This window comes from Methanosphaera sp. (assembly GCF_016282985.1).
Classification (GTDB): domain Archaea; phylum Methanobacteriota; class Methanobacteria; order Methanobacteriales; family Methanobacteriaceae; genus Methanosphaera.
On the sequence record NZ_JAEELZ010000092.1, the window covers coordinates 1 to 10072 of the forward strand.

The 10072-nt window shown below is 26.4% G+C and carries 15 protein-coding genes and 1 pseudogene; 8 read left to right on the plus strand and 8 right to left on the minus strand.

Going from position 1 to position 10072, the window contains the following annotated elements; all coding sequences use genetic code 11:
- The 5 genes and pseudogenes from QZZ11_RS05760 to QZZ11_RS05780 all read left to right on the plus strand — a co-directional run.
- Nucleotides 1–188 (plus strand): annotated as a pseudogene (locus QZZ11_RS05760) (flavin oxidoreductase); the annotation flags it as partial.
- Nucleotides 189–930: 742 nt separating this feature from the next.
- On the plus strand, nucleotides 931–1206 hold the full coding sequence (gene cas2, locus QZZ11_RS05765; RefSeq protein WP_292474373.1) for a CRISPR-associated endonuclease Cas2: 276 nt from the start codon (nucleotides 931–933) through the stop codon (nucleotides 1204–1206).
- Complete coding sequence (cas1, locus tag QZZ11_RS05770; RefSeq protein ID WP_292474375.1) at nucleotides 1203–2186, plus strand: CRISPR-associated endonuclease Cas1; 984 nt, start codon at nucleotides 1203–1205, stop codon at nucleotides 2184–2186. Before cas2 ends, cas1 begins: the two co-directional genes overlap by 4 nt.
- Nucleotides 2187–2604: 418 nt before the next feature.
- Nucleotides 2605–2841, plus strand: a complete 237-nt coding sequence (locus QZZ11_RS05775; protein WP_292474376.1) for a hypothetical protein — start codon at nucleotides 2605–2607, stop codon at nucleotides 2839–2841.
- A complete protein-coding gene (locus QZZ11_RS05780) occupies nucleotides 2841–3245 on the plus strand; it encodes a PIN domain-containing protein (RefSeq protein WP_292474378.1) in 405 nt (134 codons plus the stop codon). Before QZZ11_RS05775 ends, QZZ11_RS05780 begins: the two co-directional genes overlap by 1 nt.
- Nucleotides 3246–3624: 379 nt before the next feature.
- Here the strand turns inward: QZZ11_RS05780 and QZZ11_RS05785 are convergent, their stop codons facing one another.
- Together QZZ11_RS05785 and QZZ11_RS05790 are read right to left on the minus strand one after the other, a co-directional pair.
- The gene (locus QZZ11_RS05785; RefSeq protein ID WP_292474380.1) at nucleotides 3625–4830 is read right to left on the minus strand and encodes an alpha/beta fold hydrolase; all 1206 of its coding nucleotides are present in this window, start codon (nucleotides 4828–4830) and stop codon (nucleotides 3625–3627) included.
- Between the two features lie 6 nt (nucleotides 4831–4836).
- Nucleotides 4837–5289, minus strand: a complete 453-nt coding sequence (locus QZZ11_RS05790) for a flavodoxin domain-containing protein (protein ID WP_292474381.1) — start codon at nucleotides 5287–5289, stop codon at nucleotides 4837–4839.
- Nucleotides 5290–5413: 124 nt separating this feature from the next.
- Here QZZ11_RS05790 and QZZ11_RS05795 point away from each other — a divergent pair, with 124 nt between their 5' ends.
- Nucleotides 5414–5878 (plus strand): MarR family transcriptional regulator, encoded by a 465-nt coding sequence (locus QZZ11_RS05795; RefSeq protein WP_292474383.1) that lies wholly within the window; start codon nucleotides 5414–5416, stop codon nucleotides 5876–5878.
- 8 nt (nucleotides 5879–5886) lie between these two features.
- Here the strand turns inward: QZZ11_RS05795 and QZZ11_RS05800 are convergent, their stop codons facing one another.
- Entirely contained in the window at nucleotides 5887–6456 is a 570-nt protein-coding gene (locus QZZ11_RS05800) for a DNA primase small subunit domain-containing protein (RefSeq protein WP_365952840.1), read from the minus strand.
- A 341-nt stretch (nucleotides 6457–6797) separates the two neighbouring features.
- On the opposite strand from QZZ11_RS05800, the gene QZZ11_RS05805 reads away from it, so the two are divergent.
- Nucleotides 6798–7010, plus strand: coding sequence for a hypothetical protein (locus QZZ11_RS05805; protein ID WP_292474384.1), 213 nt, complete (start codon nucleotides 6798–6800; stop codon nucleotides 7008–7010).
- A 134-nt stretch (nucleotides 7011–7144) separates the two neighbouring features.
- Here the strand turns inward: QZZ11_RS05805 and QZZ11_RS05810 are convergent, their stop codons facing one another.
- The 5 genes from QZZ11_RS05810 to QZZ11_RS05830 all read right to left on the minus strand — a co-directional run bounded on the left by QZZ11_RS05810 (nucleotide 7145) and on the right by QZZ11_RS05830 (nucleotide 9166).
- Nucleotides 7145–7312, minus strand: a complete 168-nt coding sequence (locus tag QZZ11_RS05810) for a hypothetical protein (protein WP_292474386.1) — start codon at nucleotides 7310–7312, stop codon at nucleotides 7145–7147.
- A gap of 402 nt (nucleotides 7313–7714) precedes the next feature.
- Nucleotides 7715–8023 (minus strand): type II toxin-antitoxin system RelE/ParE family toxin, encoded by a 309-nt coding sequence (locus tag QZZ11_RS05815; RefSeq protein WP_292474388.1) that lies wholly within the window; start codon nucleotides 8021–8023, stop codon nucleotides 7715–7717.
- The gene (locus QZZ11_RS05820; protein ID WP_292474389.1) at nucleotides 7995–8243 is read right to left on the minus strand and encodes a hypothetical protein; all 249 of its coding nucleotides are present in this window, start codon (nucleotides 8241–8243) and stop codon (nucleotides 7995–7997) included. The genes QZZ11_RS05815 and QZZ11_RS05820 overlap by 29 nt, the downstream gene beginning before the upstream one ends.
- A 506-nt stretch (nucleotides 8244–8749) precedes the next feature.
- Nucleotides 8750–8911, minus strand: a complete 162-nt coding sequence (locus QZZ11_RS05825; protein ID WP_292474391.1) for a hypothetical protein — start codon at nucleotides 8909–8911, stop codon at nucleotides 8750–8752.
- A 105-nt stretch (nucleotides 8912–9016) separates the two neighbouring features.
- Nucleotides 9017–9166, minus strand: coding sequence for a hypothetical protein (locus tag QZZ11_RS05830; RefSeq protein ID WP_292474392.1), 150 nt, complete (start codon nucleotides 9164–9166; stop codon nucleotides 9017–9019).
- Nucleotides 9167–9232: 66 nt separating this feature from the next.
- Here QZZ11_RS05830 and QZZ11_RS05835 point away from each other — a divergent pair, with 66 nt between their 5' ends.
- Nucleotides 9233–9802 (plus strand): GNAT family N-acetyltransferase, encoded by a 570-nt coding sequence (locus tag QZZ11_RS05835; RefSeq protein ID WP_292474394.1) that lies wholly within the window; start codon nucleotides 9233–9235, stop codon nucleotides 9800–9802.
- Nucleotides 9803–10072: the final 270 nt, after the last annotated feature.

A 10072-nucleotide genomic window follows, 5' to 3' on the forward strand; every position in this document is an offset into this window, starting at 1 on the left:
GGGGAACAATGCTTTCCAGAGATCATGTAGTATTAAATTTGACACGTACACACAAAACAGTTCAAAACATTGAAAAAAGAAAAGCTTTTACAGTAAGTATTGCAGATGCTGACCATGTTGTTGAAGCAGATTACTTTGGAATTGTATCAGCTAACGATACACCAGATAAATTGAAAAAACAGGATTAACAGTTACTAATCAGACAATGTGGATGATCCAATAGTTAATTGATTAAATTATATAAAGTTATCTTTAATTTATATTAATAATACTTGAGTACATTGTCAATTATTTAATAAATTTGATTTTAGGGTTTTTTTATTAAAATTCTCTTAAAAAAAGACTTAAAAATTAAAGTATTATTGGATTGAAAATTTTTATTACTTTGTAAAACTGGTCTAAAATATTCCTCATTTTCAAAATTTTATTAAATGTTTATTTTTAAACAATTACATATACATGTAACTATCTAAATTTGGTATTTTAGAACTTTTTAGGAATAATGTAATTTTAAATCGAATGTTTAATATATTAATCATATTTATTTTATAAAAAAATTAAAATTATTTTATTATTTAAAATGTTATTATATATTTTTTTAGTGAATTTTTTTTTACAAAAAAATGGTTTGTTCTTTTCCTATTTTTTACTGATAATTTATGTCAAAAATTTTTACTTCGCTATACCACGGTTTAACGAAATAAAATCAAAGAATTTTTCATCAATAAAAAATCAAAAAATACTAAAAAAAGTATGCCGGAAATACCAAAAATAAACTATTACATATACATTAACTATTGTAAAAATCATATTTTAGGAAGATTTTATTAAAAAATTAAGTGCAATAAATTCTAAAATATTTGCTTTTAAATACTATGTATTTTTAGTAAAATCATAAAATTTTCTAAATCAAAATAAAAAAATAGTTATATGAAGATTATAATATTAACAAAAATTAAATTTTTAAATTATCAAGAAAAAGTAAGAAATATATTAATAAATTATGGTTTCAAGAATATAACAACAAACATAAGTATAGGTGAATTATCTACACAGGAACTAGAAAACATAAAAATGGAACTAGAAAAAAATAATAAAGGCACTGATTCTATAATAATTGTTCCAATATGTCAGGGATGTTATAAAAACATTTATCAAATTGGAGTAAACATCAACCTAGAAGAACAACAATATGTGATACTATGAAAATGATTATACAAGGATATAATAAATCGATTCATAAAAAGAATGAGCAAATAATTGTTAAAGAGAAAGATAACATAATCTACAGAATATCAGCAAAGAAAATATCAGATATCCTAATAATAGGAAAAGGATACATAACATTTGATGCATTATCATTGATATCACAAAATAACATACCATTAATCTCTACAAATAACTATGGATACATAGAATACATTCTGACAACACCAAACGATGAAAAGATACTCCTAAGAAAAAAACAATATAAACTAAGTGAAAATTTTCAGGGAATAGAAATCTCAAAAGAAATAATCAAATCTAAAATGAATAATCAGTATTATACACTAAAAACATTAAATAAAAACAAGAAAAACTTGGATGTAAATCAGTTAAAGAATGAAATAAAGAATAATATAAAAATATTGGAAAAACTAGAAATTACAGAAGATTCAGAAGTTGGAATAATAAAAAATAAGATAAGGGGAATTGAAGGTATTACATCAGTAAAATACTGGAAAGCAATAAGTATATTACTACCAAATGAAATAAATTTCAAAACAAGAGACCAGAAACCATCTAATGATGTTGTAAATTCAATGTTAAATTATGGATACGCAATATTGGCATTAGAAATAACCAAAATAATACTCATTGAAAACTTGGATCCTTACTGTGGATTTCTCCATAGTGATTTAAATAAAAGAAAAAGTCTAACATATGACCTAATAGAAGAATTCAGACAACAAATAATAGATAAAACAGTATTTTCATTAGTAAACAGAAAACAAATCACAGAAGAGGCCATAAATAAAAGAACAAACCTGCTAAAAAAAGAATCAAAATATCTGCTGACAAAAAGTATAATGGATAAAATCCATAGTAAAATCAATTATTGTGATGAACAATTAACATATTATCAAATAATTGAAAAACAAGTAAAGTTGTTAAGACAAACAATTAATATGATGAAAATTATATAAGTTTCAAAATATATTGGTAATTAGGAAACCACCCCCATTTTAGTAATAATAAAATATTTTCCCAGTAATACTCTAAAAATAATAGCAGAAAAATAATTAAACTAATAAAATAAAGAAAATAAATAAGGGTTCGTTAAAGATTAAACTTAACGAATAAAAATTGATGAACAAAATAAACAAGACAAGATAAAATCATGAGTAAATATAAACAGTTTATAAAAAATCCATACATGAATTAAAAAATAAAAAATATGGAAAATCAAGAATCAAATTAAACAAATACACAAATTATTATACACCCCAGAAAGTGTATAAAAAAATAAGAATCACATATTATCATGATTAATTATTTAGTCATTTATAAAATATCATGAAATATTATATATTACCTAATATAAATTATTTACTAGGTGATATTATGGAAGTTACTACAAGCATATATGATAAATTCCAAACAGTCATTCCATCCGAAATAAGAAAACATTATAATTTAGATAAAAATTATATCATAAAATGGTCTATTAATGAATCAGGCAAAACCGAATTGGATTTTATTAAAAAAATACCAATTAAAGATATGATCGGAAGATACAATGCTAAAGAACCAATTGATTCTGTTGAATTAAAACATAAATTTAAAAATGGAGAATTATAATGGCTGTATTTCTAGATACTAATTTCATAGTTGGATTGTTTGTTGAAAATGATACCTGGCATGAAAATGCTGAAAAATTATATTATAAATATGAAAAAGAAGAAATGTATATTTCCAAACTAGTCATAGCAGAAGCTATAACCCTAATGAAATTACATTTAGAGGCTAAAGAAATACGTGAAATATATTATAATTTACCTTATTACTTTAATATCGTAGATGATTCTGCATATTATGATGAAGCTATGGAAACCTTTGTCAAATATGATAGTAAAATTGCATTCTTTGATGCAATGTACATAACAATTATGAAAAACCTTGAGATATATGAAATAATTTCATTTGACAAGGATTTTGACAATAAAGAAATAGTAAGAATATTCTTACCTTTAAATGAAAAATAAGATATCATAAGAATATTTTATTTTTCATCCACAAATTTTGGTACCGCCCTTTTAACTGAATCAAATCCTTCCATATACTTTATACTTATGTATTTCATACCCACTTTATAATGTAATGTGGAATGTAATAGTAGTATCCGTTTAAGTCTATGCTTACCTTTTTGTCATATAATTCATGCTTTATTTCTGCTATCATTCTTACTAGTTTATCGTATCTTGTGGGTTTTATTTATCCTCCCATATTCCAATTATCAAGTCTTTTACTAGTTCTTTTAATGGATTTATCATCTGGAAATGAAAAAATAATAAATAATTATACACCTAATGTATAAAATTTATTTATATAAACAAGAATAAGTCCGTATATCCTGATTATTTCTTAGACGTTTTCTTCTATCCAGTTTAGTATTGTTTCTGAAGCATTTGCATATCCACCCATTTGGGTATGTAATTGTGAACCACTGTCTTCATCAAATAATATATAATCTTTTGGACATTTGAGTAAATCATAATATTTCCTTGCTTCACCCTTGTTTATCTCTGAACTTCCATCCAGTACTAATACTTTACATGTTAATTCATCCAGTAACTCTGTATTGTCATATTTTTTTAGTTCGTTTACTAGTTGTTGTTCACTTACTCCATGTTTCCACATGTAATCTTTCAGCATGAAGTCCAGTTGTGATGGTCTCATCTTTTCTGGTATTTTCATAATCAATTCCAGTCTTGGTATGATTCCCGTACCCCAGCTGATGTTTCCAGGATCGTTTATGCATAGTTTAATCCTTTTATCATATGCAGCTGCTCTTGTTATTAGGAATCCTCCAAAGCTCATACCCATTGCCATTATTTTATCTTTATCTATACAATCATATTTTTCCAGTACGTAATCTATCAGTGGTGTTATAACGTTTTCTATGTCTGGTCTGAATGTTATGTTGTTGAGTCTTAGTGCAAATCCCTGTCCAGGACCATCATATACCAAACAGTGTATTCCTCTTTTTAGTGCTGCATCATATATCCACCGTGTGTCTTCTGCCCACGTATCCCTTCCAGGCGTTATTATAAACAACGGTGCATTTTCTGTTGCTGTAGGTGATTTGTAGAAATGTGCTGGCAGATAAGTGTCTTCATATGGAATTTCTATATATTCACCAGGATAGTCTGATAGTTCCAGGTATTTTTCATATGCATTGAATCCTTCCTGCGTATATTCTATCATGTGCGAATCTTCTGGGTTGCTTATATCCATTGCTGCTATCCTGTAGTATGTTGAACTTCTAAGGTATGCATTATATGCTGATACAGTTTTATTATTTTCTTCATATTGTATTGCTTTTTCTTTTAGTTGTTCTGCCTTGTTTGCCCATGCGGGGGTCCATTCACTTTTTTTATCATTGATTTGTGATACTATTTCAAATATTTCTCCAACATCACTCATTTGATAATATACTAATCCTAGTGCATGTTTTATTAGTGCATCCTGCAGTATGTTTTCATTGAATTTCATGTTGGACCAGTGCCCTTCTTCTCCTATTTTTGGCATTTTATTCATTTTTTCTTTCATTTTCTTTAAATCCATCATATTATCTTATTCTCCTATTTTATGTTGTTCTATGAATTTTCTTGCATTTTCCTTATCCTTATTGTTGGGATGATTTTTTGCTATTCCGCCTATTTTTTCAAAGAAACTGAATGTATCATATCCTCTGCAACTAAAACATCCAATGTATTCACATTCTTTCTGTTTAATTATCTTTTCAATACTCCTTGCATAATTGATATAGTTAATTCCACAGGTGTATACTGTAAATACTTTCTGATTATTCGTAAATCGTGTTTCTTTCACCAATTCAATTATTGATTTATGAAAGTTATGATAGTATATTCCTGATGCAAATCCTATACAATCATAATCGGATAAATTAATATTCCTTAATTCGCTTATTTTACATGTTTCCATATTTGTGTCTTCTGCCATGGCTTGAACTATTTTTTCCGTGTTTTGATGGTGTGAAGACATATATATTATTATTGTTTTCATTTTTTTGATACTTCTTGATTTAATAAAAATATTTCATTTCATATGAAACAATTTCATAGGAAATTATTTATTTGTCATACTATATAAACATTAACAATAAACAAAAAAGGAAAAAAAGATAAAAATGCAAGACATATACCAAAAAATCCAAACAAGCACAAAAGAAAACATAAACGAAATAAAACTAGGAATACTACTCTCAACAGCATTCACAACATACACCAACCACCTAAACAACATACTAAAAGAAATGAACATCAGCCTAAGTCAAACAAGAATATTACTAACACTAGCACACAAAGACGGAGTATCAATAGACCATCTATCACAAAAAACAGGAATAGGAAAAAGTAGCATCACAAAATCAGTGAAAATACTGGAAAGAAAAGAATTCATAACCAAAGAAATAGACCCACAAGACAACAGAAAAAAAATAATAAAAATCACAAACAAAGGACGAAAAATACAGGAAAGAGCATTGGAAATAAACCAAGAAATTGAAGAAACTATTGAAAATCAAATAGGAAAACAGGAAACAAACAACCTAAAATACAACCTAAAAACACTAATAACACTAATGGAAAAATAAGAAAAATACTACCCTAAATTCTCATACACAAACTTAGGTACAGCATCATCAAATGGATCAAAAGTTTCTATATTATGAACTGCTGTACATTTCATACTCACCTTATAATGTAATGTACTTGGTAGTCGTAGTATTCGTTTAAGGTCTATGCTTACTTTGGTGTCGCATAGCCCACGGTTTATTGCTGATATTTTGTTTACTAATTTATCGTATCGCCGGATTCCTATTTCTCCTCGTAGTAGTCCCCATTGGCCTGTGTTTATTAGTTCTCGTCTTTTTATTATGTCTAGTTTTAGTTTTCGGTTTAGTCCATTGTACATTTTATCTTTTTGTAGGTGGTTTACTGTGTATTTGAACCAGTCGGTGTAGACTTTACTGTAGCCGAATGGTATTATGAAGTGTTGTAGTTCTTCTGTTAGTTCGGGTACTTCTGCTCCTATACAGTAGTTTACTAGTTCTGTTCTGAAGTTACTGTTGGCATGTAATATTTCTTCATCCTGTATTCTTAGATGATATCCCCTACCACTGTATACATAATGTATATCTTTGTATCCTAGTTCTTTTATGTTGTCACTTATTAAGTTCGTTAAAGATTAAACTTAACGAATAAAAATTGATGTTATATCCGTGGAACAAATGGAAGATGGAACCTGGTATATAATATGTAATGTGTATAGGTGAGATAAATGTCTAATAAGTTAAAAGAGGATTTAAAAAATATGATTGTGATACAATTGAAGATCAATGTTATGAAGAGTTATTAAAATTTGATAAAGAATATGTTGGAAATAAAAGGAATTTTTCATTAAATGAAAAATATTTAAAAAATAATTATGAGTTATTAGTTTCTGGAAAATATTTTATTCCTTATCCATTACTTGTTTACATAGATCGATTGAATGGGTTTAGAAGTTTAACTATGAGTGATGATTTTGTTCGTAGGAATCTTGAACTATATGATAAAGAACATTTATGGTTTGATGGATGGGGTATGAAAAAAATTTGTCATGGAATAAATTGGTTTTTTGATGATGTGAAAAATTTTGAATATATCCTATTATACACTGTATCTAAATTTATTGAGTGGTATCCTGAGCATTCAGAATTATTGATTATAAAGGATAATTTATGAATTTTTATAATCATAATTATACTTTACTATTTTTTTCTCTTTCCTATAACTGTTAGATTATATTATGGTTGTGTTAATTGAAGTGTTGAAGACAAAAAAACAAAAGAATAACACATAAAAAAAAGGGGTAGAATTTAAGGTAATCCCATTCTTGAAAGATAGTTAGCAAAACGACTAGATAAATTCTCACGATATAATTCATTTAATGAAATCAAGTAATAATCTGAAAATACTGAGTAAATATAACTTGTAGAAACAGTGTAATAACGTTTGAAGTCAAATACAATAGGTGAGATATTCATAGTATCATCTCCACATAGATAATGATAGCGTGGTGTTTCATTTTGTAATATATGTTTCCAAGGAGTTTTATTTTCTTTACTGATTTGTGGGGTATATAAATTAAGGGTACTTAAATGAGTTCCAGTTCTCAGTTGTTCTGCAGGAAATCATTCTACTAACATAACAGAAGGAATAATTTTGTTTGTTTCTGATTTAAGCTTTGAATCTTCTTTATTTAATCCTTCTGATAGTAACTTCTTTTTTTTGTTATATGCATTAAAATGTTGTGTTAAATCACAATCTTGTGATACAATTATAGAATAAGGTAATTCTAAGAGTTCGTTAAAGATTAAACTTAACGAATAAAAATTGATATAAAAAGTAAAAATAATGGATTAATAGGGACTAGAATAATAAGGAAATTAATCCCATTTTTTATAAATATTTTTTCGTAGTCCTATGTCAATAATTTCTATTTCTTTTCTAGATTCATTAATGAAATAGATAATTCTATAATTTCCCATTCTGGTTTTTTTACATTTAGGACATTTTTTACTTTTAAAAGAATTTTGAGCTTCTTTATATGGATTTACAGCTAACCCATAATATTTTTCTTCTATACGATTTTTTAAATCAATATCATTAAAATGTTTATCTAGAAATTTAATTACTTTTTTATCTTCAAAGATTTCATAAATAGGCTCATCCCTGTCTTTTCTCTTTGATTGCATTTAAATCAACTTTTCTAGTTCCTTCATAGTTTCCATTTTCAAATTGTTTAATTCTTTCATTGTAATAAGCAGCTTCTTCATCGCTAAAATCATCCAGATATTCTTCTTCATATGCAGAAATCAATCTTCCAATTATATCATTATAAGTTTCGGATTTTAAGCCTAAATGAGATAGTTTTGTATGAATTTCTTCAGAAACTCGTATAGTTTTCATAGCCATTTCCAAACACCTCTATTATACAAATGTTAATTAATTATATATGAATATAATAATTATATTATTTATATTTGATTATATTTTTATTTAATTAAACTGAAATATAGAAGAATTTATAGAAAAATTACTATTAAAATAGTATTTTTATTAATAAAAAGAAAACAAATCACAGAAGAGGACCTAAAAGAAACGTGCTAAAAAAGAATCAAAATATATTCTGATAAAAAGTATAATGGATAAAATGCATAATAGATTAATTATTGTGATGAACAATTAACATATTATCAAATAATTGAAAAACAATTAAAGTTGTTAAGACAGACAATAAGCAATGATGAAAAGTATATAAGTTTTAAAATTTATTGGTAATTAGGAAACCACCCCTATTTTAGTAATAATAAAATATTTTCCTAGTAATACTCTAAAAATAATTGTGGAAAACTTTTTAAACTAGTAAAATAAAGAAAATAAATAAAAGGTTCGTTAAAGACTGAAGATAACGAATTGATTTAGACCAGTTCACGTATAGAACTTGTAGAAAAAACAACTCCAATAGAAGCAAAACAATCACAAAACATTAAAATAAAATTATCAGATAATGTCAGTGTTCTAAAAAATAAAACGGTAACTGTAGATGTAACTGGTGTAAGAGTTGATGGGACAGAATACATATTAAATGAAGCTAACCGTCACCAAACAAAAACCACTGATAATAATGGTATTGCAACAGTTACTTTTCAAACAAGTGTTGCTGGAACATATACTTTTGTATTTTCCTATGCTGGAGACAACACTACTGCTTCTTCACAATTCACCACGACTGTTACAGTTACAAAGAGGTTCGTTAAAGACTGAAGATAACGAATTGATTTAGACAGTAAAATAAAAAGAATGAATTTGAAATTGATGCTTAATTGGGTCAGCATTACTTCGTATTCGTTAATGTTTTTTCAGTAAAGTATTTAAGTTTTATAGTTTATAAACAGATTATTATGTATATTCGATTTGCTGATTTGAATGATTTTTGTACTATGCATGAAATTTTAGAATATTACATTAAAAGTACTGCAGTACTTTTTACAGATGTGGTTCCGAATTTTGACACATTTAAAGATGATTTGTTAACTATTATGAAAGAATATCCTGTGCTTGTTGCTGAAAATAATGGTGAAGTAGTTGCATTTGCATATGCAAGAAGAGTACATGATGGAAAAGCATATGATTTTACTGTTGAATCTACTATTTATGTTAAAAAAGAGTTTGTTGGTAACGGAATTGGTACTGAACTTTATGATAAACTTGAATATATTCTTATTAAGCAAAATGTAGTGTCCATTAATGCTTATATTGCAGTAACTGATGAAAATGATCCATATTTGGATAATAAGTCAAAAATTTTTCATGAAAAACATGGATTTGTACAAACTGCTTATTTTAAATATTGGGGCTACAAATTTAACAAGTGGTACGATTCTATATGGATGACTAAAAAAATCAATAACATATCCCTTCCTGCAAAGAAATTCATACCGATAAACAAGTTAAGTGATTTGACACATTAAATACCCTATTTATTAACTCTGAAAAATTTATATATCAACAGATACATATCTATAAAATTACCAGACTACCAGGAAAATAATTAATTATAACTGGTTAAAATGCAATTAGGTTCGTTAAAGACTGAAGATAACGAATTGATTTAGACAATATAAAAAGTTAAGTGATAATGCAGTTATGAACGGGGAATAATCAAATTTCGGAATTTGTTCTAAGAGTACTTCATATAATCCTAATTCAGAATTATTGAAAGTATACCAGTCTTGAGAATA

What these genes read in the sequence shown, in the direction of transcription:
- QZZ11_RS05790 (WP_292474381.1), bottom strand. Translation starts at nt 5,289, where the DNA reads ATGAAAACAATAATAATATATATGTCTTCACACCATCAAAACACGGAA.
- cas1 (WP_292474375.1), top strand. Translation starts at nt 1,203, where the DNA reads ATGAAAATGATTATACAAGGATATAATAAATCGATTCATAAAAAGAAT.
- QZZ11_RS05830 (WP_292474392.1), bottom strand. Translation starts at nt 9,166, where the DNA reads ATGCTGACCCAATTAAGCATCAATTTCAAATTCATTCTTTTTATTTTA.
- QZZ11_RS05835 (WP_292474394.1), top strand. Translation starts at nt 9,233, where the DNA reads ATGTATATTCGATTTGCTGATTTGAATGATTTTTGTACTATGCATGAA.
- QZZ11_RS05795 (WP_292474383.1), top strand. Translation starts at nt 5,414, where the DNA reads ATGCAAGACATATACCAAAAAATCCAAACAAGCACAAAAGAAAACATA.
- QZZ11_RS05810 (WP_292474386.1), bottom strand. Translation starts at nt 7,312, where the DNA reads ATGAATATCTCACCTATTGTATTTGACTTCAAACGTTATTACACTGTT.
- QZZ11_RS05780 (WP_292474378.1), top strand. Translation starts at nt 2,841, where the DNA reads ATGGCTGTATTTCTAGATACTAATTTCATAGTTGGATTGTTTGTTGAA.
- QZZ11_RS05805 (WP_292474384.1), top strand. Translation starts at nt 6,798, where the DNA reads ATGAGTGATGATTTTGTTCGTAGGAATCTTGAACTATATGATAAAGAA.
- QZZ11_RS05775 (WP_292474376.1), top strand. Translation starts at nt 2,605, where the DNA reads ATGGAAGTTACTACAAGCATATATGATAAATTCCAAACAGTCATTCCA.
- QZZ11_RS05825 (WP_292474391.1), bottom strand. Translation starts at nt 8,911, where the DNA reads ATGTATTCTGTCCCATCAACTCTTACACCAGTTACATCTACAGTTACC.
- QZZ11_RS05820 (WP_292474389.1), bottom strand. Translation starts at nt 8,243, where the DNA reads ATGGCTATGAAAACTATACGAGTTTCTGAAGAAATTCATACAAAACTA.
- cas2 (WP_292474373.1), top strand. Translation starts at nt 931, where the DNA reads ATGAAGATTATAATATTAACAAAAATTAAATTTTTAAATTATCAAGAA.
- QZZ11_RS05815 (WP_292474388.1), bottom strand. Translation starts at nt 8,023, where the DNA reads ATGCAATCAAAGAGAAAAGACAGGGATGAGCCTATTTATGAAATCTTT.
- QZZ11_RS05785 (WP_292474380.1), bottom strand. Translation starts at nt 4,830, where the DNA reads ATGATGGATTTAAAGAAAATGAAAGAAAAAATGAATAAAATGCCAAAA.